Raw genomic sequence first — 22,929 nt, forward strand, 5'->3', positions numbered from 1 at the left:
GAGTCACTGATGAACGCCAACTGGCACCGAAATACCTTGATCTATCAGATCGATCCCTCCTTGTTCTACGACAGCAACGGCGATGGCCGTGGCGACTTGAAGGGCATCATCCAGCAACTCGATTACCTGCAAGCGTTGGGCGTCGGTGCGCTATGGCTGATGCCGCTGTATCGGTCACCGTTCAAGGACGCCGGTTACGACGTCAGCGATTTCATGGCGCTGGACCCGCGCTTTGGCAGCGAAGAAGACTTGCGCCAGTTGATCGTGCAGGCCGGTCAGCGCGGCATTCGCGTCATCCTTGAACTGGTCGTGCAGCACACCAGTGACCAGCATCCCTGGTTCCTCCGGGCGCGGCGGGACAAGGACAGCGTCTATCGCGATTACTACCTGTGGTCCGATACGCCGGTGGACGACGGCAACCAGCCGATTTTTCCATCAGTGGAAGACAGCATCTGGCGCTGGGACGAACAGGCCGGCCAGTACTATCGGCATCTGTTCTACCGGCATGAGCCGGACCTCAACCTGGCGAACCCGCGCGTGGTCGAGGAGATCGAGCGCATCATGGTCCATTGGCTGGAGCTGGGCATCGCCGGCTTTCGCCTCGATGCGGCCTCGCATTTGGTCGAGCAGGCCGGAGGCGGCGATGAAGAGCAGGGCGTCTGGGTGCTCGACCGGTTCTACCAATGCATGACCGGCATCAACCCCGAAGGCGTCTTGATGGGCGAAGTGGACGTCGAGCCCGAGCGCTACAGCCATTACTTCGGTACGGGCGAACGCTTGGGCCTGGTCCTGGATTTCTGGGTGAACAATCATCTGTTCCTGGCGTTGGCCCGTGGCGAAGCCGAGCCGTTGCAGCGGGCCATCACCCGCCGGCCCGCGCCACCGGACGGCGCGAACTATGCCGTGTGGCTGCGCAATCACGACGAGCTCGACCTGGAGCGCTTGAGTGAGCAGGAGCGAGAGGAAGTGATGCAGGCGTTCGCCCCGGAGCCAGACATGCGCCTGTACGGCCGCGGCATCCGTCGACGCCTGGCGCCGATGCTCAACGGCGACGTGCGGCGCCAGGCACTGGCCCAGGCAGTGTTGTTGTCGCTGCCGGGGACGCCGATCGTGCGCTACGGCGAAGAAATCGGCATGGGCGACGACCTGTCCCGCCCCGAGCGCCTGTCGGTGCGCACGCCCATGCAGTGGAGCAACGAAGCCAATGCCGGGTTTTCCTCGGCCCAACGCCTGGCCGCCCCGGTAATCGATGAAGGGCCCTTTGCCTACACGCGATTGAATGTGGAAGAGCAGCAGGATGACCCCGATTCGCTGTTGGCTCGGGCCCGTCGATTGTTGTTGGCACGGACCCGGTTGAACGAAGTCGGCGATGGCCAGGCACGGCTGTTGACGGTCGATCATCCGGCGGTGTTCGCCATCGCGCATGAGTGCGAAGCCACCTCGGTGATGCTGGCGAACCTTGGCACGGAAACGGTCAGCGTGCAGTTGCGCGAACTGGATTTGCAGGGATACGAGCAAGTGCTCTCGGACAGTCCGTATCCAGCCACGGCCCCTTCGAAGCTGACGCTGAACGGTTACGGTTATCGATGGTTCCGACGCGCAGGCTCAGAAGAGTAGCAGCACGACCGCCAGCAACCCGCCGGTGGCCAACAGCAAGGCTGACACCTGTGTCGAGCTGAGCGCCAGCGCAGCGTCCCGCGAGCGACCGTTGAATCGCCCGCGGGTACGGTGCACAGACTCCTGCGACTCGAACAGATTGTCCTGGCGCTGACTGTCGTCGTCCTCGTTGGTCATCTGCCCCGACCAGGCGTTACGGGCCAACAGCCGATCGAGCAGCCCAGGCATCAGGCACGTTCCGACAATGGCCTTGAGCGTGGCCGAACCCAGCCATAATTCCCGGGGCGTGCGCTTGACCACGCTGAGGATCGCCCGCGCGGCTACGTCCGGATCATGAATCGGCGGCACCGGTTGCGGGCGCTTGCCCAGCTTGTTGCGCGCCCAATCGAACTGCGGCGTGTTGATCGCCGGCAGTTGCACCATGCACACCTTGATGTTGCTGTGCTCGTGGAGCAGCTCGCAGCGCAATGAATCGGTGAACCCGCGCACCGCGAACTTGGCCCCGCAATAGGCGGCCTGCAGCGGAATGGCGCGATAGGCCAGCGCCGAACCGACTTGGATGATCACTCCACGGTTGCGTCGTCCCATCAGGTCCAGTGCGGCGAGCGTGCCGTGTACGGTGCCCAGGTACGTCACCTTCGTGACGCGATGGACTTCCTCGGCGGTCAACTGGCGGATCGGCGAAAACACCGTGACCATCGCACAGTTGATCCACACGTCGACAGGTCCCAGTTGGCGTTCCATCCGCTGCGCCGCTTCGAAGACCGCATCGGCGTCGGCAACGTCGACGCTGATCGCCAGGCACGTCGCACCCAATTGCTCCAGTTCTTGCGCCGTGTCCGCCAGGGCTCGTTCGCTCCGGGCCAGCAACCCGACGCGATAGCCGGCGGCGGCAAATCGGTGCGCGGTCGCACGCCCAACGCCGGCGCTGGAACCGCTGATCACGACAACCGGTGGGGTTCGCTCATCCATTGCGCTCGCTCCGCAGCTCCTTTGGCGAATCAGTGAGGTTGCGCGACACCGCGCAGCAAGTTGGCGCTGACTTTGTCGGCGTTACAGCTGGCAACGTTGGCCAGGGATACCATGCCAACCAGTCGTTTATCGCGGTTGACCACGGGCAGGCGGCGTTTTTCGATCTGGGCCATGTTCTTGGCGACGTGGTCGATTTCTTCGTCATCGAAGCAATAGCGCACCTCATCGCTCATGATCCGGCTGACCGGGGTATCCATGTTCATACCTTCGGCCATGGCTCGAACCACCAGGTCGCGGTCGGTCACCATCCCCGCCATGCGGTCATTCTGATTGATCACCAGCGCGCCGATATCGGCCTGGCGCATGATCTGCGCAACCTCGCGCAGAGGGGTGTCGGGAGAGATCGTGCGGACTTCCCGACTCATGATTTCATTGATTTTCATCGTTGAATCTCCTTCGTTTCGGGTTGAACAGCAAGCCACTGCCTGGCGTCGCGATTCGCTTGTGCGGCCACCTGACGGGCTCCTCACTTATTGTGAAAATCGGGCTTGGCGATGGTTCAGGATTTTTGCCGATGGGGTTGTTCAGGTGCACTTTTATGAAGCCGCAGGTGGGCTGCCGCACCATCGCAAGGCAGATGGTAGTGCTTGGCCGGCGCCGGTCAGCTTGAGGTGACTGGGTGGGCCTCTTCGCGGGCAAGCCCGCTCCCACAGGGGTTGGCGGTGACTATCGGGTTGTGGATCGGCTGCGGATAGGTGTTGGCACGCTCGCTGCAAGACCTTGCACAGGCCCACCGTGAACACAATCGAGTGGGCAGCCCCGTCGGTCAACGAAGATCGAGCGCCAGCAGGCCGGGGGATAACGGTAGATCAGGGCGCAGTCGCCGGGTCGATACCGCACAGAACAGGCAAAGACGCCTGGAACCGCAAGGTTTCAGGCGTCTTTTTTTTGCTTTCAAAAAACCGTGATGGGCTTTTGTCGGGTGCTTTTATGAATTCCAACGTTGCTTCCCTGAACAAGCTGCAAACGCTGATCGTGATCGGCAATGGCATGGTCGGCCACCACTGCGTCGAGCAACTGATCGAGCGCGGTGCCCTCAACCATTACCGTGTGCATGTCTTCAGCGAAGAGCCAATGCGGGCCTACGACCGCGTGCATCTGTCCGAGTATTTCTCCGGTCGGGATGCCGAATCGCTGGCCTTGGGCGAAGCCTCGTTGTACCAGACCCCTGGTGTCACGCTGCATCTGGGCGTACCGGTACTGGAAATCGACCGCCAGGCGCGCGAAGTGGTTACCGCCCGGGAGCGCATCCACTACGACAAGCTGGTGCTCGCCACCGGTTCCTACCCGTTCGTGCCGCCTATCCAGGGTGCCGAGGGCGATTCGTGCCTGGTCTACCGCACCCTCGAAGACCTTGATTCCATTCGCGCTGCGGCGAGCAATGCCCGTCGTGGCGTGGTCGTCGGTGGCGGCCTGCTGGGCCTGGAAGCGGCCAATGCCCTCAAGACGCTGGGCCTGGAAGCCCACGTGGTGGAATTCGCTCCACGGCTGATGCCGGTGCAACTGGATGAGCAGGGCGGGCTGGCCCTCAAGGCGCGCATCGAAAAACTGGGCGTCGGCGTGCATCTGTCCAAGGGCACCCAATCCATTGGCGCGGGCGAGCATTACCGTTATCGGATGAACTTCGGCAATGATGATTTCCTCGAAACCGACCTGATCGTGTTTTCCGCCGGTATCCGCGCCCAGGATGCCTTGGCTCGTCAATGCGAGCTGCAGATCGGCCCGCGCGGCGGCGTGGTGATCGACGATCATTGCCAGAGCAGCGACCCGGACATCTACGCCATCGGCGAATGCGCGGCGTGGAATGGCAGCATCTTCGGCCTGGTCGCGCCGGGCTACCAGATGGCCCGCAACGTCGCGGCGCGCCTGTGTGGCGAAGCCAGCGAGGCCTTCACCGGCGCGGACATGTCCACCAAGCTCAAATTGCTCGGCGTGGACGTCGGTTCCATCGGCGACGCGCACGGCAACACGCCGGGCTCGCGCAGCTTCCAGTTCATCGACGAAACCAGCGCCAGCTACCGTCGCCTAGTGATCGATGCGGACGGAAAACGCGTGATTGGCGCTGTCCTGGTCGGCGACAACAGTTACTACGACACCCTACTGCAGTACATGCAGAACGGCATCGCCTTGCCCAAGGACGCCGCCAGCCTGATCCTGCCGTCGTCCGAAGGCGCCCCGACACTGGGCCCGGCGGCATTGCCCGAGGCGGCGACCATTTGCTCATGCCACAACGTCACCAAGGGCTCGATATGCTCGGCCATCGACGGCGGCTGCACCGATCTCGGCCAGCTCAAGTGCGACACCAAGGCCGGCACCGGTTGTGGCGGTTGCGCTGCGCTGGTCAAGCAAGTGTTCGAGCACGAACTGATTGCCCGCGGCGTCAGCGTCGACAAGAGCCTGTGCGAACACTTCGCCTACACCCGCCAGGAGCTGTATGCCCTGGTGCGGGTGGAAGGCATCATCAGTTTCGAAGAATTGCTCGCCAAACACGGTCGCGGCCACACCGGTTGCGATTTGTGCAAGCCCGCGGTGGGGTCGATCCTGGCGTCGTGCTGGAACCAGCCGATCATGGACCCGCACCTGGTGCCGTTGCAGGACACCAACGACACGTTCATGGCGAACATGCAGAAAAACGGTACCTATTCGGTGGTGCCGCGCATCGCCGGTGGGGAAATTACCGCCGACAAGTTGATCGCCATCGGCGTTGTCGCGAAAAAATACGACCTCTACACCAAGATCACCGGCGGGCAGCGCATCGACTTGTTCGGCGCGCAGTTGCACCAGTTGCCGGACATCTGGGCCGAACTGATCGAAGCCGGGTTCGAAACCGGCCACGCCTACGGCAAATCCACGCGCACGGTGAAATCCTGCGTTGGCAGCACCTGGTGCCGCTACGGCGTGCAGGACAGCGTGCAAATGGCCCTGACCATCGAGGACCGCTACAAAGGCCTGCGCTCGCCGCACAAGCTCAAGTTCGCGGTATCGGGTTGCACCCGCGAGTGCGCTGAGGCCCAGAGCAAGGACGTTGGCGTTATCGCCACCGAAAAGGGCTGGAACCTCTACGTGGCCGGTAACGGCGGCATGCGTCCGCGTCACGCCGAACTGTTCGCCACCGACCTGGACGATGCGACGCTGATCCGCTACATCGACCGCTTCCTGATGTTCTACATCCGCACCGCCGACAAACTGCAGCGCACCTCGGTGTGGCGCGAAAGCCTGGAAGGGGGCCTGGATTACCTCAAGGACGTGATCATTCACGACAGCCTGGGCCTGGGCGCCGAGCTTGAAGCGCAGATGCAGCTGGTGGTCGACCGCTACGAATGCGAATGGGCCAACGCCTTGAAGGATCCGGAGAAACTCAAGCGTTTCCGGACCTTCGTCAACGACAAGCGCGGCGATCCGGACGTCCACTTCGTCCGCGAGCGCGGCCAGCGTCGACCAGTGCATGCCCATGAACTTCACCTGATTCCCGTTACCGAGGAGGTGCTCTGATGAGCCAGTCAAACGTCGTTCGTATCGCTCAGCAACCCGTGCAGTGGCGCGTCCTGTGCAGCCGAGAAGACCTGGTGCCCAACTCCGGCGTGGTCGCCTGGCACGACGGCAGCCAAGTGGCGCTGCTGTACTTGCCGGAGCATGCGGAGAAGCCCTTGTACGCCGTCGACAACCGCGACCCGAAGTCCGGCGCCAATGTCATCGGCCGCGGTTTGCTGGGCAATATCAAGGGTGAACTGGTGATTGCCTCGCCCATGTACAAGCAGCATTTCCGCCTGGAGGACGGCCATTGCCTGGAATACCCGGAGCAGCGCCTGCGGGTCTGGCCGGTGCGTTTGAATGGGGATGTGGTGGAGATTGGCGAGGACTGACCGTCGCAATTGTGGTCTTTCGGTGCCCTCGTGGCGAGGGAGCAAGCTCCCTCGCCACGACAGCGGTCACTTTTGTTTGAGATGGGGATTAGCAATGAAAACCGCCGCCCAATTGGTAAGACTCAAGAGCGTGCAGAACCAGCAGGTCCATAGCATCGCACCGGACCAGACCGTACTCGAAGCGCTGCAGATCATGGCCGAGAAAAATGTCGGTGCGCTGCCGGTCATCGAAGGCGGGCAGGTGGTCGGGGTTTTCAGCGAACGGGACTATGCGCGCAAGATGGTGCTCAAGGGCCGCTCATCGGTGGGCACTACGGTGCGCACCATCATGAGCACGCCAGTGATCACCGCCGACAGCCAGCAGAGCATCGACCGCTGCATGGAAGTCATGACCGACAGCCACCTGCGACACTTGCCTGTGCTGGATAACGGAGAACTGATTGGCCTGTTGTCCATTGGCGACCTGGTCAAGGAATCACTCGTGGAGCAGGCGGACCTGATCCGGCAATTGGAGCATTACATTCGCGGGCATTGAGCCCCGCGAATCCTATCCCAACGCCAGCAACTGCCGGATCAGCTTCGGCGTGCTGCCGGTCCAGCGCTTGAATGACCGGCGGAAGTTCGCCGTGTCGTTGAAGCTCAGGTATTGCGCCACTTCCTCGTTGCTGAAGCCCTTGACCTGATACAAGTACAACGCCACGTGCATGTGCACGCGGTCCACCTGTTGTTGGAACCCGGTGTGGTGCTTGTGCAACTTGCGCTTGAGCGTGGCCGGGCTCATGGCGAAGGCCTGTGCGGTCTGTTCCAGGCTCGGCGTCTGTTGCACGTGGGCATGCAAATAGTCGTAGAGGCAGTCGAGGAAGCTCGACGCGAAACCCAACTGGTCGATCTGTTCGCGGGCTTCGATCCGCGCGACTTGGCCGGCGGTTGCCGAGGTGTTGGGCCAGGGTTGGGCCAGGCAATGGCGGGGGAGGCGCATCATATCCAGCGGTCGGTTGAACTGGCTGTGTTCACCCAGGTGTACCCAATATTGTTCGACGTAACGCGGTTCGTCGTGACGAAAGCTGCATTGCCAGGGCAAGCGTTCACCGCTGAGCCAGGCACTCATCGCCACCATCGACGTCATGCTGGCTTCCAGCACGAAACGCCATTGCTCATTGGCGCCGCAGCTGTCCAACCAGTGGATATACGCGTAATGCTCGTCCAGTAGCAAACGAGGCGCGGCCAACGGGCTGAGCAGCAGCTGATAGTCGATCAGCGTGTCCAGCGCCTGATGCAGATTCTGGGCGTGACGCAAGGCATGGCTGGCCGGCCCGTAGTGGCCGGGCAAGAGGCGCTGGCCGAACAGGAAACTGCTGTCGCTGGCATCCAGCAGGCGCCGGCTGTTATCGATCAGGCCGAGAAACTGTTGCGGGCTGATGCGGCTTCGGCCCGCGAGGATATCGTCGTGGAACAGGCCGGTGCCGCGCAGCAGGCGATGACTGTCAATGTCCCGCGACAAGGCCAGGTCGATCAGCGCCGCCGGTTGATAGTGCCCCGCAATGAAGCGGTGATCGGATTCGCACCAATGGGTCTTCAAGGTCATCGGCCGGCCTCAGGGGCTTTTCGCCAGCGTGTGCCGGGTTCGGGCCAGCGTCAGGTTCAGGCGTTTGAGCAAGGCTTCCGGGGATTCGTCGAACGCCATCACCACCGCCGTGCTGGCCGCCAGTTGCAAGCGCTCGCCGTGTTGCCGGGTCTTGTGGGCCAGGCTGCGCACCGCCTGTTCCAGCTCCTCGGCCTGGCGCAGGGCCTGGCTTTCACCGGTGTCGGGCAGCAGCACCACGAAGCGGTCACCGGCGAGGCGGCATACCAGGTCCTGGCGGCGCAGATTCATCACCAGCAACTGACTGACCGCTTGCAGCACGGCATCGCCTTCGCCGTGACCAAAACGCTGGTTGATGGCGGCGAAATTGTCGAGGTCCAAGGCCAGCAGCGACAGGGGCTGTTGGCGGCGCCGGCTGTCCTCCAGGCTGGCGGTCAGCTCGTGCTTGAGAAAATCCGCGCCGCCCAACGGCGTGAGCTTGTCGAACAGGCGGTGCTCGCGGAACAGTCGCTCGCGCTTTTCCATCTGCCCGTTGATCGCCAGTTGCTCGCGGTGCCAGTGGTAAATGCCCAGTGTCAGCAGAATCATGCCCACCGGCATCGGTCCTGATTCGAGCCAATGATCCCAGGTGATGGTGTCGGGCAGGTGGATGAACTCATCGAGGCTGTCGATCCACCAGGAAAAGAAAATGCACCCCAGGCCCAGGACGAGGTAGTTGGTCACTCGGCCGGCGGGGCGGCTTTTCAGGACTAGGCCCAGCCATACCAAGGCCAGCAGCGCCGAGCCGCCCTCGCCGAGAATGTCCAGCCAGATCCATTGCGCCACAGGTTTGATCGAGCCGTTGGCCAAGTGCAGGATCAGCCCGAGGTTGGCCGCCAGCAGTAGCAGGGCGAGTTTGACGCGATGCGGGCGGAGCATGGAGAACATGGCCGGAATCCTTTGCCAGAAGCGGAATGCGGCCCAGCACAGCAGATGAATGTGACAGGGCTGTGACGGTGGGTGATGGGGTGGGGGAGGTCGAATTAGCTCATCGGTTATTCGGATTTTTTTCGGCAACACCGCCCCGTGGCGAGGGAGCTTGCTCCCGCTCGGCTGCGCAGCAGGCGCAGATGGTCTGCCAGGACCGTGGTGCTTGGTTTCGGGGGCGCTGCGCACCCCAGCGGGAGCAAGCTCCCTCGCCACGGAGTTTCCGAGCGCGGTTCCAGTAGGTCACTTCAGCTCATTCATGCTCGCCAGCCCCCCTTAAACAGCTGATTGCAGCCCCTCCAGCCAAGCCCTGTCACAGAACCGTCATTCCCCACCCCTAGCGTGCCCTCCCAGTTGCCGGGCCGTTGCCTGGCGGATTTTCTGATTCCTGGGGAGGACCACCATGCAGCACCGTACCAGCACCGCCGGGCTCGTCGGTTTTACGCTCACTGCCTTGGCCATGGCCGTGGCCAGCGAGCGCTTGAGCGCTGCCGAGACATCGGCCACCGAGCACGTCGAGGTAGTCGGCCAGGCCGCCAGTATCGACCAAGCCCTCAAGGAGCAACGCAGCGCCGACAGCATCAAGAGTGTGGTGCACGCCGACGGCGTGGCACAGCTGCCGGATGAGAACGTCGCCGAAGCGGTCCAGCGCCTGCCGGGCATCAGCGTCGAACGCGACCAGGGCGAAGGCCGCTTCGTCAGCGTGCGCGGGCTGGGGCCGGACCTCAACAGCGTGACCATCAACGGCACGCTGGTGCCCGCCCCGGAAAGCGAACGCCGCGCGGTCGCCCTCGACGTGTTGCCCTCGGAACTGGTGCAGTCGCTGTCGGTGATCAAGACCCTGACGCCGGACATGGACGCCAACTCACTGGGCGGTACGGTGGACGTCAAGAGCCTCTCGGCTTTTGATCATAAGGGACTGTTCTACACCGGCAGCAGCGAAGCCAGCTATGACAAGAACACTGCCCAGACCAGCCCGAAATTTTCCGGCGCCATCAGTGATCGTTTCAGCCTGGGCGACGGCATCGACAACTTCGGCGTCGCCGCCGCGCTGAGCTGGCAGAAGCGTGACTTCGGTTCGGACAACGTCGAAACCGGCGGCGCCTGGGACTTCGAGCAAGGCTCACGACTCGAAGAATTCGAACAGCGCGACTACGACATCCGTCGCGAGCGTGCTGGCGGCGGGCTGAATTTCGACTACAAGCCTGATGACTTCAGTAGCTATTACCTGCGCACGCTGTACAGCCGCTACAAGGACAGCGAAACCCGCAACGCCGCCAGTATTGCCTTCGACGACCCACAGGCGCCGGGCGAGATCGGCCCTGCCGAGGGTGAGCGCAAGCTCAAGCAGCGCGAAGAGACCCAGCAAATCCAATCCTATGTGCTGGGCGGCGAGCGCTTGTTCGGTCTCTGGACGCTGAGTGGCCAGGCTGGCTACAGCGAGTCCAGCGAGGACAGTCCCGGCCACATCGCCGGCGCCACGTTCCAGGGCATCGATGGCATTGACGGTGGTTTCTACGACAGTGGCAAGCCGCGGCCGATCGTTGGCCCAGGCTTCTACGATCCCGCCAACTTCAGCCTCGACAAGGTGGACTGGGAACGGCAGAAAACCACCGACACCGAGAAGAACCTGCGCCTGGACCTGGCCCGTGACTATGACGTGAAAGGCTACGCATCCCAGGTGAAATTCGGTGGCAAGGTCAGCCGGCGCGACAAGGACAACGATCTCGACGCCTGGGTGTACGAGGATTTCGATGACCTGGGGTTCACCGACGAGCAACTCGGTCTTGGCCAGTTCCAGAAGGGCAACGTCGACTACCGCCTGGGCCGGTTCGGCCCTGGGATCAGTGCCGGTGCCATCAAGCAATTGCTGGGAGGCCTCGATCGCGACGAGTTTTTCGACGAGCAGGAGTCGCGGGTCAACGACTTCAAGATGAGCGAAGACATCAACGCCGCGTACCTGATGAATACCGTCGACATCGACGATTGGCGCTTCATTGCCGGCATGCGCTACGAAGGCACCGAGTTCGAGGCCAAGGGCACCGGCGCCACCGACGGTGTCTTCACCGACACCGATACCCGACGCCAATACCACCATTGGCTACCCGGCCTGCACGCACGTTATCAGTTGGACAAGAACACCCAGGTGCGCGCGGCCTGGACCAAGTCCGTGGTGCGACCAACCTTCGGCCAACTGGCTCCGGGTTTTGTCATCGACGATGACGAGGCCACCTTCGGCAACCCGGACCTCAAGCCCCTGGAATCGAGCAATCTGGACCTGGGCATCGAACACTTCATGGGCCGCGCCGGCACCGTCTCGGCTTTCGTGTTCTACAAGGACATACAGAACTTCGTCTACAACACCGACCTGGCCGGCACCGGCGCCTGGACCGATTTCGCCGAAGCCCACAGTTTCGCCAATGGCGACAGTGCCAAGCTCTATGGCCTGGAACTGGCTTACTCGCAAAAATTCGATTGGCTGCCGGCGCCGTGGAACGGCCTGCTGCTGGGTGGCAACGCGACGTTCAGTCGATCCGATGCGCAAATCGAAGGGTTGGACCAGGCCAGTGGCACCCAGCGCAAGCGCAGCATTGACCTGCCAAACCAGTCGGACACGGTCGGCAACCTCATGTTGGGTTGGGAAAACGACAAGCTCAGCCTGCGCCTGTCGGCCAACTACAAATCGGCCTACCTGTACGAATTGGCCTCCATCAGCGACCGCGACCATGACCTGTATGTCGACGCCCAGACTTTCGTCGACTTCAGTGCCCGCTATTCGCTGACCAAGAACCTGCAAGTCAGCCTGGAAGCCCAGAACCTCACTGACGAGCCGTACTTCGTCTACACCGGCCACCGTTCCTACAACGGCCAATTCGAGGAATACGGCCCGACCTACAAGCTGGGGCTGACGTTTACCCATTTCTGAATAGACCCCGATTCCCCGTGGCAAGCACTTCGATTCTGGTTCCATGACAAGGATTTTTCCGTTGAACACAAAGTTGTCTTTTCCCAAGCATTACGTGTTGGCAATGATCGCCTGCCTGCTGGCCAGCCATGCACAGGCCGCTCCGAGCCTGAAGCTGCAACCCTGGACACAGGACCTGTCAGCGAACGCCGTGGCGTTCCTGCCCGGCGAGGCGGCCGGGCGGTTGCTGGCCGGGCGTGATGGGTTGCTGCTGCTCGATGACCAAGGGCGCGAACTGGCGCGTTTCAACGGCGCGTTCGATGGCCTGGATACCCGCGCCCTGGGCGCAAATGCGCTGGTGACCAGCCTCGACAGCAGTCGTCAGCAAGCGTTGCTGGTCAGCCTCGATCCGCAGAAGCGCCAGTGGGGCACACCGCTGTATCTGCCGACGCGGGATTTTCCGGTGAACGGCCTGTGCCTGTACCGGGACGAGGCGAGCAATCTGTTCGTCTTCCTGGTCGGTGAAGAAGGCCGGGGCGAGCAATGGCTGGTAGGCCATGGCGAGCAACTCAGCGAGACCGCACAGCGGGTGCGTGGCCTGCCGCTGCCGCCGGATGCCACGACGTGCCAGGTACAGGACGACGCCAGCCAGTTGTTCGTCAATGAAGAGCGGGTGGGTTGGTGGGCGTATCCGGCCTCGTCCGAGGCCGAGTCCGTGCGAGTGCCGGTGGCGATGCGGGCACCGTTCGGTGACATCCGCCACCTGGCCGGCGCCATGGCTGTGCTGCCGGGGGGCTTGCTCGGGCTGGACCCGCAAGCGGGGCAGTTGAATGTGTACCAGCAGCAAGGCCAGGCATGGGTTGCCAAGGGCGGCCTGCCGCTAACGGGGCTGAAGGAGCCGGAAAGCCTCGCCGTGCGCCTGACAAAAAACGGCGCCCAGCTGCTGCTGCGTGACGATGAAAGCGGCCGTCTCTACCAAGGCGACATCAATTGGCAGCCCACGCCGGTGCCGTTGGCGCCGAGGTTGCCCAATGTCGCCGCCATCGCCCAGAGCGAGCCGGTGGCCCGCCAAGGTGATGCGGCGGATGACCCGGCCATCTGGGTCCACCCGACCACGCCCGCCATGAGTCGGGTATTGGGCACCAACAAGAAGCAAGGCCTGCTGGCTTACGACCTGCAAGGCAAGTTGCTGCAAGAGCTGCCGGTGGGACGCCTCAATAATGTCGATGTGCGCAGCGGCCTCAAGCTGGGTTCGCAAACCATCGACCTGGCCGTGGCCAGCAACCGTGACCGCAACAGCCTGAGCCTGTTCAGCATAGATCGCGCCAGCGGTGAGTTGCGCGAAGCCGGCGAGATCGCGACGCCGCTCAAGGAAATCTACGGGATCTGTCTGTTCCAGCCCGACAGCGGCGAGTTGTATGCCTTCGCCAATGGCAAGGATGGGCAATTCCTGCAGTACCGCTTGCACGCTGCGGACGGCTCGATCAACGGCGAGTTGGTGCGTCAGTTCAGCGTCGACAGCCAACCCGAAGGCTGCGTGGCCGACGATCAGCGCCAACGCTTGTTCCTCGGCGAGGAAGATGTCGGCGTCTGGACCGTCGATGCCCGTGCCGACCAACCGGCCACCCTGGGCAGCGTGATCAAGGTCGGTGCGCAACTGCACGCCGATGTCGAGGGCATCGCCTTGTATCAAAGCGCCGGCCACGACTACCTGGTGATCTCCAGCCAGGGCAACGACAGCTATGTGGTGCTCGATGCCCAGCCACCCTATGCCGTGCGCGGAGCGTTCAGGGTCGGGCTGAACGCGGCGGCGAACATCGACGGGGCTTCGGAAACCGACGGCCTGGAGGTGGTTTCGGCCAACCTCGGGGGACCTTGGAGCCGGGGCATGCTGGTAGTCCAGGACGGGCGCAAGCGCATGCCCGAGCAAGCCCAGAATTTCAAGTTCGTGCCGTGGACCGACGTGGCGAAAGCGCTAGGCCTGCCTTGAAGGGCGCCGTCATCAACCGGTCACGAACATTTCATGCAATAGCAGTCCGACAGGAGTTCAACCCATGCAAGCCACACTGGAACACATGACGATCTGGGGCTTGATCAGCGACGCGAGCCTGCTGGTCAAGGCGGTCATGCTCACGCTGTTATTGGCCTCGTTGCTGAGCTGGTACCTGATCATCCAGCGCAGCACCGTGCTGCAGCGCAGCGAGCGCCAATTCAACGGTTTTCTCCAGCGCTTTCGCAGCAGCGCTGATCTGCTGCCGCTGTACCGCGAAACCGCCCAGGCGCGCGCGGAGGACGGCGGCGTGCTGCCGGTTTTCCATGCCGGTTACCAGGCGTTCATCCAACTGAACCTGCCTTCGGGCAGCCCTGCGGTGGTGCTCGAAGGCGTCGAACGCTCGCTTTACGTGGCCATCAGCGAACAAGAAATCCAGCTGGAAAAGGGCCTGCAGTTTCTGGCCACTGTCGGCTCGGTCAGCCCTTACATCGGCCTGTTCGGCACCGTATGGGGAATCATGAACGCCTTCCTGGGCTTGTCCCAGGTGCAACAGGCCAGTCTTTCCACCGTGGCGCCGGGCATCGCCGAAGCGTTGATCGCCACGGCCATTGGCCTGTTTGCCGCGATCCCGGCGGTGGTTGCCTATAACCGCCTGGCTGCGCGCGGGCAGACGCTGCTGACCCGCTACTACGCCTTTGGCAACGAATTGCAGGCCCGCTTGCATCGCAAGTTGCACGGTGCCTCGGTGAACCTGGCGACGGCCGCTTGAAGGGAGAGGGCAGATGTTAGTCAAGCCGCAACGCAAGCACGGGCCCAAGGCCGAAATGAATGTGGTCCCCTACATCGACGTCATGCTGGTGTTGTTGGTGATCTTCATGGTCACCGCGCCGATGCTGACCCAAGGCGTGAAGATCGAGCTGCCCAAGGTCGCCAGCGAAGCCTTGGCCAACGACGGCCGGCAGCGGATCCTGACGTTGTCGGTGAAAGCCGAAGGCGGCTACTACTGGAACCTCGGCGGCGAACTGGACACTCAGCACCAGACCGACAGCGCGGTGGACCTGGAGCAGCTGCGCGTGAAGGTGGCGCAGGTCGTCGCCGAGCGCAGCGATACCCAGGTCTACATCCGGGCTGATGGCCATGCCGATTACGCCCGGGTCGTTGCCGCCATGGCGGCCTTGCAGCAGGGCGGGGTGAGCAACCTGGGCCTGGTGACCGAGGCTGAACGATGACGGCGATGATCATGCACGGTTCGTCCATGGGGTGGCCGGTGCCGGGCCGCGAGGGCTTCTGGAAAAATGGCTTGGCGGCGGGCGGTGCCGTGGCGTTGCACGCCGCCGTCGTCGTACTGCTGGTGGCCGGTTGGACGGTGGAGAAACCGTCGGTGGAGGCGCCTCGGGTCCTGCGTACGCAACTGGTTATCCTGCCACCAGCCCCGGCTCCCCAGGCGCCCGCGCCCGTGGCGGCTGTCACACCGCAACCGGTCGAAGCGCCTGCGCCGCAGGTCGAGGCTCCCCGCCCCAAACCGGTCGAGGCAACGCCTGATCCGCAGCTTCAAGCAAGGAAGCTGGAGCAGGCTGCCTTGGCTCGCAAACGGGTCGAGGAGCGCAAGCGCGAACAACAGGCCGATGAGCAACGGCAGCGCCAGGAAAGTGAACGTCGTCGGCACGAAGCGGAGCAGCAGGCTGCGGAACAACAGCGCCAGGCCCAACAGGCCGAGGCGCTCGCCCAGCAACGCCGTGCCGAACAGGCGCGCCTGGCCGCCGACAGCCGCAGCTATCTGCCCCTGAGCAAAGAGGCACCGGACTATCCGCAACGGGCGTTGGACAAAGGGCTGGAAGGTGATTGCACTGTGGAGTACAGCGTGACGCCGGATGGACGGATCGAGAACCCGAAGGTGCTCGATGGCTGCCACCCCTTATTCATCCGACCGTCCCTGGCGGCCGCCCAGACATTCCGCTACCAGCCGCGGATCGTCGACGGCCGGGCGGTCACGGTGCCGGCGGTAAGGAATACCTTTCACTACCGAATCAAATAGTCTGGCGGACATCGGCGGTGGGCCGGTGCTGGCGCAACAGCTCGATCTGTTGGGCGGGAATCAAGGTGCGCAACGATTTATAAAGCGCCCGGGTCTCCAGCAGGTTCCAGACGCGCAACATGGTTTCCAGCGCATCGAGGGGCTTGCTGATGAAGTCCCTCGCGCCCAACGCCAGGGCCCGCAGGCGGGTGTCGCGGGTGGCGTCGGCGGTCAAGACCAGGATGGGCAGGTAGTCATTGGCCGGGATCCGCCGGTTGAGTTGCTCCAGCACCGCGAAGCCGTCGAACACAGGCATGTGCAGGTCCAGGATGACCAGGTCCGGCTCGAAACTGTTGAACAGGTCCAGGGTGCGCAGCGGTTCGGTGCTGCTCAGTACATTGTGCAACCCTTCGCGGGCCAGCAGTTGTTCCATCAGGTCGAGGTTGGGGCGCTGATCGTCAATGATCAGGATGCGCAAATCGCGATTCATGCGGACTCCGGTAAATAACGTTCCAGGTGGCCAAGGAAGGCCTGGATATGAATGGGTTTGGTCAGGATCGCGGTGGCGCCTGCGTCGCGCAGGGCGCGGTGGGCCAGGTCGCTGGCATCGGCGGTGATCATCAGCACTGGCGTCGACGCCGTGGCTGGGGATTGGCGCAGGCGGCGAAGAACTTCCAGGCCTTCCAGGTCAGGCAAGGTCACGTCCAGCAAGATCAACTGTGGCGTGTGCTGGCGAGCCAGGTCCAGGCCCATCTGGCCTTGCATGCTCGACAACAGCTGGATGCCCGGACGGCGTTGCATTAGGGTTTCGATCAGGGCCAGGCTCGACAGGTTGTCTTCGATGCACAGCACCTTGGCGTCGAACTCGGTGCGCGGACGCGCCACTTCCAGTGCAACCATCGGCGGCAGATGAGACCCGGACACGTGGGCGCAGGGCAGTTGCAGGGTGAAGCAGCAACCTTGTCCCGGATCACTGCGCACTTGCAGGTGGCCTTGCATCATCTCCAGCAGGCTCTTGCTCAGGGAAAGTCCGAGTCCGGTGCCTTCGACCTGTGGATCGGCGCCAAGGCGTTCGAATGGCTTGAACAGGCGGCCCAACAGCTCGGGGGCGATGCCATGACCGGTGTCGCTGATGGCGATGCTGACGTGGGGGGCTTGGACAATGACCTCGATGCGCACCTCGCCGCCCGGCCGGTTGTATTTGATGGCGTTGGACAGCAGGTTCAACAACACCTGGACCAGGCGTTGGCGGTCGGCAAGCACGCCGCTGCCGTCGGGCAGCAAGGGAAGCTCGGCCAAATGGATACCGGCGTCGGCGGCCATTGGCGATACCAGGGTCAAGGCTTCGTGCAGCACCGCCGGCAGGCCGATCGGTTCGATGTTCAACGGCAGTCGACCCGCTTCGATCCGGGCGATGTCGAGCACCTCGTTGATCAACGCCAGCAAGTGCTGGCCCGCCCGGAGGATGTGACTGACCTGCGGGCGCTGGCCAGCGATGGAATCCATGTCCAGCAGTTGCGCGAAGCCCAGGATGGAGTTCAACGGCGTACGCAGTTCGTGGCTCATGCGGGACAGGAACTCACTCTTGGCGCGACTGGCGCTTTCGGCTTCCTCGCGGGCCGTGCGCAGGGCTATCTCGGCGGCACGCCGGTCGGTAATGTCGCGGGTGATCTTGGAGAAGCCGCGCAGGGCGCCGGTGCCGTCGTATTGGGCGGTGATCACCACGCTGGCCCAGAACCGACTGCCGTCCTTGCGGCATCGCCAGCCTTCTTCCATGTAGTGACCGTCGCGGGTGGCCTCGAGCAGGGCCATGTCCGGGTGCGCCGGGCATTCTTCGGCGAGGTAGAACAGCGAGAAATGCCGGCCAAGCACTTCCTGTTCGGTATAACCCTTGATCCGCTCGGCGCCGACATTCCACGTGATCACATGGCCCTGGGCGTCCAGGGCGAAAATCCCATAGTCCTTCACGCCGTCGATGATCAGTCGCAGGCGTTCTTCGTTATCGCGCAAGGCTCGCTCGCGCTCGGCCAGCAATTGCCCGGCCTCCACCAGGCGCGTGCCCAGTTGGCCGATTTCATCCCGCTCCGGTGGTTGTGGCAGCAGCGGTTGGCCCAACGCCAGGCGCTGGGCGTTGCCTTGTACCTTCTGGACCCTGGCAACGATGCCCTTGGACAGGAACAGCACCGCGACGATGGCGCCAAACAGCCCGCACACCGCCGCCAGCAGGGTCGCGAACAACAGGCGCATGCGCGTGGCCGAGGCGGCGGCGCTGCGCTCGGCGAGCAAGGCGTCTTCGCGGATGCGCATGGCGCTGATCTGTTCGCGCAACACATCCAGTACTTGTTTGTTTTCGATCAGGATGGCGGTAATGGTCGCGGTGTCATCGCCCTTGCCTGTGCGCAGGGCGACCAGCCCCTTGAGTTTTTCGCCGATCAGCGGCGTGATGGTCTTGAGATGCTCGCGCATCCTGGCGTCGCGGATGTTGTGATCCAGGCGTTGCAATGCGGCCTGGATCTTCGGTGTGGCCTGTTCATAGCCTGGCAGGAAATCTTCGCGACGGGTCAACAGATATCCGCGCACGCTGGCGGCCGCTTCGGCCAGCAAGGTGTGCACCGCCTGGATGTCGCCCTGCACCAGCAGGACACGGCGGACATCTTCCTCGGCGCGGGCGGTCTGGCGCTCAGTGATATAGATCAGCACCAAGGACAGCAACAGGACCACCAATGGCAGGGAGATCACCACCAATGCCTTGCCGCGCAAGGGCAGGTTGGCCCAACGTCGGGCGGCGAGAAACCTCATGGCCATTGTCCGGAAGGTTGCGCGACCAGCCCCAGGGCAACACCGCGCACGGCGGCCTGGGTTCGGTCGGCGGCGCCAAGCTTGCCGATGACCCGTTCCACGTGGGCCTTCGCGGTGCCGGGGGCGATGCCGAGCTTTTCGCCGATTTCACGGTTGCTGAACCCGCTCGCCACCAGACCGAGCACCTGGCGCTCGCGGGTTGTCAGCGCCTGGACCTGCGGCGCACCGCTTGCGCCGCGCTCGGCCATGCGTCGCAAGAGGCGGGCGCTGACCGCGCTGTTGAGGGCTTCTTCGCCCTGGGCGACCCGTTTCAGCGCATCGAGCATCTCGGCACGGCTGGCATCCTTGAGCAAATAGCCGACGGCACCTGCCCCAATGGCGGCTTCGAGGTGGTCGGGACTATCGTCCATGGTGAAGACCATCACCTTGATCTGTGGCTGGCGCTGCTTGAGGATGCGCGCCGCACCAAGGCCGTTGAGCACCGGCATGCGGATATCGAGGATGGCGATGTCGGGCTGCAACCGCTCACACAGATCGAGTGCCTCCTGGCCGTCGCACGCCTGGCCGACCACTTCGAACCCTTCAATGCCGGCGAGCATGGAAATGAAACCGGTACGGGTGACTTCGTGATCGTCGGCCAGCAGTAGGCGCACGGGACGGTTCATGGATGTTCTCCTTGGATTGGCAGCGGCACGCTGGCCAACAAGCGGGTGCCACCACCGGGTTCGCTGCGACAGTCCAGGTGGCCACCGAGCAGGCTTGCGCGTTCCTGCATGGCCGCCAGGCCCAGATGGCTGGAGCCATGGCTTTCAATGGGTGGCTCGAGGGCAAATCCACGGCCATCGTCCTCGACCCGCAACGTGGCCAGCCCGTCACCCACCGTCAAGCCCAGGCACACGTGCCGGGCCTGGGCATGCTTGAGGATATTGTTGATGCCTTCCTGGGCGATGCGGAACAGGGCAATCTCGGCGTTTGCCGACAGCCGCGCGGTACTGTGCCTGGTCCAGTCCACCACCAGTCCGGCTTCGCGCAGGCGATCGGCTTCCTTGTCGATGGCGCTGTACAAGCCAAAATCATCCAGCACATGGGGGCGAAGGCCGCCAATCAATTGCCGACTCTCGCCGACGCAGCGCTGGGCCAGGTCGAGGATGGCCTGGAGTTCATTGTCCAGTGTCGACGCCATTGGCGAGCAGCGTCCGGCAAACCCTTGCAGGCGCTGGTGCAGCCCCGCGAGGTTCTGCGCCAGGCCATCATGCAGGTCATAGGCCACGCGCTTGCGTTCGTCTTCCTGGGCAGTGAACAGTCGATGGACCAGCTCGGACATCGTCCGCTCCCGTGCTTGCAACGCCTGGAGCAGTCGGCTGTTTTCCATGTGCGCCGCCAGCAGCGTCGCGAGCAATTGCAGTGACTCGATGTCTTCGTTGTCGGGGGCGCCCAAGGGCACGCTGTTGCCCAGCAGCAGGGCGCCGAACACGATGCCGTCCGCACCTCGCAACGGCATGCGCAACACCTGCGCCAGGGCTTTGCCCGGGCAGTCCAACCATTGCGGTTCCGGCGCCGAAGGCTGCGCGAGACTGGCCAGCAGGTCGAGTCCATCGCCGCTGCCGTGGCTGGCAACGGTCTGCAGCGTGGTGTCCGGCGTCCACTCCAGCAACAGGCCATGGTCCATGGCGACGAAGGCGCACGCTCGCTGCACCGCACGCTGGCGCATCTGCGCCAACGGCAGCCGGGTCAGCTCATGGCCGGTACCCAGCAAAAGACCCAGGCGTGCCGCCCGGCTTTGCGACTGGCGATATTGGCTGCGCATCGCCAGGGCGCTGCCTGGGTCATGGGGTGGGCTTTGCAATGGGGGAACTCCAGCGTGGAAGGGCATCGGCCCGTAAGTGATTGGCTTCATTAGACCTTGCGATCGGCACCCAGCCTATCTGCCGAATGGCATAGGCGATCGGCACCGGTTGGCCGATGGCGGGCACCGCGTGGACCGGCAAAGTGGGGCCATTGAAACCCAAAGGAACGCAACGATGAAAATGAAAACCTGTGCCATTGCCGCTTTTTTCCTGCTGGCCGCGCCATTTGTCCAGGCCGTGGAAACCGTGCCGTTCGTATACCGCACCGTCGCCGAGCTACCGCAAAAGCAAACCGACCGGGAAATTGCGGGGCTGTTCGACCGTTGGAACGTGGCACTGCAAACCGGCAGCGCCAGCGCCGTGACCGCCCTCTACGCCCCGGATGCGATATTGCAACCGACTGTTTCCAACAAGGTGCGCAGCACTCCAGAACAGATCCAGGACTACTTTGTGCACTTCCTGGCAGGCAAGCCGGTCGGCGTGATCAACTACCGGGAGATCCGTCACCTGGGCGCCGACGCGGCGATGGACAGTGGCGTCTACACCTTCACGCTGACCCAGGCCGACGGTTCCAAACGCGAGGTGCAGGCGCGCTACACCTTCCTCTACGAGCGACTCGACGGGCAGTGGAAGATCATCAACCATCACTCGTCGGCCATGCCCGAAGTGCCCAAGACCCTGCACGCAAGCCACTGAGACGGACGGCGCCCTTGTGGTCCAGGGCGCTGATTCATCGACCATCTTCTACTGCCTTGTATTAAAGCCTTGGAATAGCCTGCGGATATTAATTAGAATCAGTCTCATTAACGACATTCTTGCCCAGGGCTTCTTCACATGCTTGATGCAGCAAAGCCGGCGGAGCACGCCCTCCATGGGTTATACCGCGACCACGGCGGTTGGCTGGAAGGTTGGCTGAGGCGTCGCATGGGCAACGCCTGGGATGCCGCCGACCTGCGCCAGGATACGTTTCTACGGGTGTTGTCCAGCGCCCAGCCGTTGGCGGATCTGCAAGAACCGCGCGCTTATCTGCTGACGGTAGGGAAGCGGCTGTTGAGCAATTTCTATACCCGCCGCAACCTGGAACAAGCCTATCTCGACGCATTGGCGAACCTGCCTGAAGCCTGTGTACCGTCTCCCGAGCAGCGCTGGTTGCTGCTGGAAACCCTCCACGCCTTGGATGAGTTGCTCGATGGCCTGCCGCCGCTGGTGCGCAGGGCATTCTTGTGGAGCCAGCTCGAAGGGCTGGGCTACCGGGAGATCGCCGAGCGCTTGCAGGTGGCCGAGCGCACCGTCAAGCGCTACATGGCCCAGGCTTATGAGCATTGCCTGTTGGTGGACTTTTGACTCGCCAGGCGCTGACGCCCGAGGCCCGCGAAGTGGCCCGGGCAGCGGCCCGGTGGCTGGCGATGATCGAGTCCGGCGAGGAGGGGGTCGACCACGCTGCGCTGCAACGCTGGCGTGACAGCCACGCCGAGCACGAAGCCGCGTGGCAGAAAGCCCTGTTGTTACGCCAGCGATTTGCCGGGGTGCCGCCTTCATTGGGCATGGCCACGCTCGATCGTCCGGCACTGTCCCGTCGCGCCGTGCTCAAGCGCGCGTTGGGCGTCGCCGCCCTCGTGCCCACGGCCTGGCTGCTCGGGCGTGAATTGCCGCTGGACGTCTGGCGCGCCGACCTGCACACCGCCACCGGCGAGCAACGCCGCTGGACGTTGGCCGATGGCAGCACCCTGCAATTGAACACCGATAGCGCCGTGGACCTGGATCTCAAGGCCCGCCGCTTGGTGCTGGTGCGCGGTGAGATATCCCTCAAGGCCGCTGGTACCGTGCCTTTGACAGTGCAAGGCCCGTACGGCGTCATCACGATCAATCGAGGCGAAGCGTGCATCCGCCTGGATGAACGCACCTGCCATGCTTCGGTGCTCAGCGGCGAGCTGCAGCTAACACCGTTGCGCGGTCCGTTGGTGACCTTGGAAGCCGGGCAGCAAATCGATCTGCACGCCACGGGCGCGGGGCCGGTCAGCGGCTTCGACGTCGCACAATTGGGCTGGCGTGACGGCGTGCTCGTGGCACAGAACCAACGCCTGGGGGACTTCCTGCGTGAGCTGGACCGTTATCGCCCGGGCGTGTTGCGCTGGGACCCGGCACTGGAATCGCTTCGCGTCACCGGTAGCTTCCGCCTGGACAATACCGATCGCATCCTTGCGCTGCTCTCGGCCAGCCTGCCCTTGGAGGTGCAGATGCGTACTCGCTATTGGGTCACGTTGACGCCACGCAAAAATATCGCCTGAAGCCTGTCCCTTTTTTTTGTCTC

The 22,929-nt window shown here is 63.4% G+C and carries 20 protein-coding genes; 12 read left to right on the plus strand and 8 right to left on the minus strand.

All coding sequences use genetic code 11. From position 1 onward, the window contains the following. The first annotated feature begins 9 nt into the window (after positions 1-9). The gene (locus VQ575_RS12705; protein ID WP_039588390.1) at positions 10-1,617 is read left to right on the plus strand and encodes an alpha-amylase family protein; all 1,608 of its coding nucleotides are present in this window, start codon (positions 10-12) and stop codon (positions 1,615-1,617) included. On the opposite strand, the gene VQ575_RS12710 is transcribed toward VQ575_RS12705, so the two are convergent. Further along, positions 1,606-2,589 (minus strand): SDR family oxidoreductase, encoded by a 984-nt coding sequence (locus VQ575_RS12710; RefSeq protein ID WP_325919804.1) that lies wholly within the window; start codon positions 2,587-2,589, stop codon positions 1,606-1,608. The genes VQ575_RS12705 and VQ575_RS12710 overlap by 12 nt on opposite strands. A 29-nt stretch (positions 2,590-2,618) precedes the next feature. Next, positions 2,619-3,032 (minus strand): CBS domain-containing protein, encoded by a 414-nt coding sequence (locus VQ575_RS12715; RefSeq protein ID WP_039588392.1) that lies wholly within the window; start codon positions 3,030-3,032, stop codon positions 2,619-2,621. A gap of 547 nt (positions 3,033-3,579) precedes the next feature. Here VQ575_RS12715 and nirB point away from each other — a divergent pair. The 3 genes from nirB (at position 3,580) to VQ575_RS12730 (ending at position 7,047) form a co-directional block, all read left to right on the plus strand. Further along, positions 3,580-6,141: a nitrite reductase large subunit NirB gene (nirB, locus tag VQ575_RS12720; protein WP_039588393.1), complete on the plus strand. Its 2,562-nt coding sequence runs from the start codon at positions 3,580-3,582 to the stop codon at positions 6,139-6,141. Further along, entirely contained in the window at positions 6,141-6,512 is a 372-nt protein-coding gene (nirD, locus tag VQ575_RS12725; protein ID WP_039588394.1) for a nitrite reductase small subunit NirD, read from the plus strand. The genes nirB and nirD overlap by 1 nt, the downstream gene beginning before the upstream one ends. A gap of 94 nt (positions 6,513-6,606) precedes the next feature. After that, entirely contained in the window at positions 6,607-7,047 is a 441-nt protein-coding gene (locus tag VQ575_RS12730) for a CBS domain-containing protein (protein ID WP_039588396.1), read from the plus strand. Positions 7,048-7,059: 12 nt separating this feature from the next. Here VQ575_RS12730 and VQ575_RS12735 read toward each other — a convergent pair whose 3' ends face one another. Both VQ575_RS12735 and VQ575_RS12740 read right to left on the minus strand, forming a co-directional pair. Continuing rightward, entirely contained in the window at positions 7,060-8,097 is a 1,038-nt protein-coding gene (locus VQ575_RS12735) for an AraC family transcriptional regulator (RefSeq protein WP_039588397.1), read from the minus strand. Between the two features lie 9 nt (positions 8,098-8,106). Beyond that, entirely contained in the window at positions 8,107-9,021 is a 915-nt protein-coding gene (locus tag VQ575_RS12740; RefSeq protein WP_325919805.1) for a GGDEF domain-containing protein, read from the minus strand. Positions 9,022-9,463: 442 nt separating this feature from the next. Here VQ575_RS12740 and VQ575_RS12745 point away from each other — a divergent pair, with 442 nt between their 5' ends. The 5 genes from VQ575_RS12745 (at position 9,464) to VQ575_RS12765 (ending at position 15,993) form a co-directional block, all read left to right on the plus strand. Next, a complete protein-coding gene (locus tag VQ575_RS12745; RefSeq protein WP_325919806.1) occupies positions 9,464-11,986 on the plus strand; it encodes a TonB-dependent receptor in 2,523 nt (840 codons plus the stop codon). 103 nt (positions 11,987-12,089) lie between these two features. Then, positions 12,090-13,955 carry a phytase gene (locus VQ575_RS12750; protein ID WP_325919883.1) on the plus strand — a complete coding sequence of 622 codons (1,866 nt, stop codon included), beginning with the start codon at positions 12,090-12,092 and terminating at the stop codon, positions 13,953-13,955. A 64-nt stretch (positions 13,956-14,019) separates the two neighbouring features. Beyond that, positions 14,020-14,727: a protein TolQ gene (gene tolQ, locus VQ575_RS12755; protein WP_039588403.1), complete on the plus strand. Its 708-nt coding sequence runs from the start codon at positions 14,020-14,022 to the stop codon at positions 14,725-14,727. 13 nt (positions 14,728-14,740) lie between these two features. Next, positions 14,741-15,187 (plus strand): protein TolR, encoded by a 447-nt coding sequence (gene tolR / locus VQ575_RS12760; protein ID WP_039588404.1) that lies wholly within the window; start codon positions 14,741-14,743, stop codon positions 15,185-15,187. After that, complete coding sequence (locus tag VQ575_RS12765; RefSeq protein ID WP_325919807.1) at positions 15,184-15,993, plus strand: energy transducer TonB; 810 nt, start codon at positions 15,184-15,186, stop codon at positions 15,991-15,993. The genes tolR and VQ575_RS12765 overlap by 4 nt, the downstream gene beginning before the upstream one ends. Here VQ575_RS12765 and VQ575_RS12770 read toward each other — a convergent pair. Genes VQ575_RS12770 through VQ575_RS12785 form a run of 4 tightly spaced genes read right to left on the minus strand, consistent with a single transcriptional unit; the run spans position 15,986 to position 20,617 of the window. After that, complete coding sequence (locus VQ575_RS12770) at positions 15,986-16,462, minus strand: response regulator (protein ID WP_198726894.1); 477 nt, start codon at positions 16,460-16,462, stop codon at positions 15,986-15,988. The genes VQ575_RS12765 and VQ575_RS12770 overlap by 8 nt on opposite strands. Beyond that, positions 16,459-18,771: an ATP-binding protein gene (locus VQ575_RS12775; RefSeq protein ID WP_039588407.1), complete on the minus strand. Its 2,313-nt coding sequence runs from the start codon at positions 18,769-18,771 to the stop codon at positions 16,459-16,461. Before VQ575_RS12775 ends, VQ575_RS12770 begins: the two co-directional genes overlap by 4 nt. Continuing rightward, positions 18,768-19,436 (minus strand): response regulator, encoded by a 669-nt coding sequence (locus VQ575_RS12780; protein WP_039588408.1) that lies wholly within the window; start codon positions 19,434-19,436, stop codon positions 18,768-18,770. Before VQ575_RS12780 ends, VQ575_RS12775 begins: the two co-directional genes overlap by 4 nt. Continuing rightward, positions 19,433-20,617 carry a sensor histidine kinase gene (locus tag VQ575_RS12785; protein WP_325919808.1) on the minus strand — a complete coding sequence of 395 codons (1,185 nt, stop codon included), beginning with the start codon at positions 20,615-20,617 and terminating at the stop codon, positions 19,433-19,435. Before VQ575_RS12785 ends, VQ575_RS12780 begins: the two co-directional genes overlap by 4 nt. Positions 20,618-20,792: 175 nt before the next feature. Between VQ575_RS12785 and VQ575_RS12790 the strand changes: the two genes are divergently transcribed. The 3 genes from VQ575_RS12790 to VQ575_RS12800 all read left to right on the plus strand — a co-directional run bounded on the left by VQ575_RS12790 (position 20,793) and on the right by VQ575_RS12800 (position 22,906). After that, positions 20,793-21,314: an SgcJ/EcaC family oxidoreductase gene (locus tag VQ575_RS12790; RefSeq protein WP_039588410.1), complete on the plus strand. Its 522-nt coding sequence runs from the start codon at positions 20,793-20,795 to the stop codon at positions 21,312-21,314. Between the two features lie 138 nt (positions 21,315-21,452). Beyond that, on the plus strand, positions 21,453-21,962 hold the full coding sequence (locus VQ575_RS12795; protein ID WP_325919809.1) for a sigma-70 family RNA polymerase sigma factor: 510 nt from the start codon (positions 21,453-21,455) through the stop codon (positions 21,960-21,962). Further along, on the plus strand, positions 21,959-22,906 hold the full coding sequence (locus VQ575_RS12800; RefSeq protein ID WP_325919810.1) for a FecR domain-containing protein: 948 nt from the start codon (positions 21,959-21,961) through the stop codon (positions 22,904-22,906). Before VQ575_RS12795 ends, VQ575_RS12800 begins: the two co-directional genes overlap by 4 nt. Positions 22,907-22,929: the final 23 nt, after the last annotated feature.

It is taken from the genome of Pseudomonas frederiksbergensis (genome assembly GCF_035751725.1).
In the GTDB taxonomy this organism is placed as follows: domain Bacteria; phylum Pseudomonadota; class Gammaproteobacteria; order Pseudomonadales; family Pseudomonadaceae; genus Aquipseudomonas; species Aquipseudomonas frederiksbergensis_A.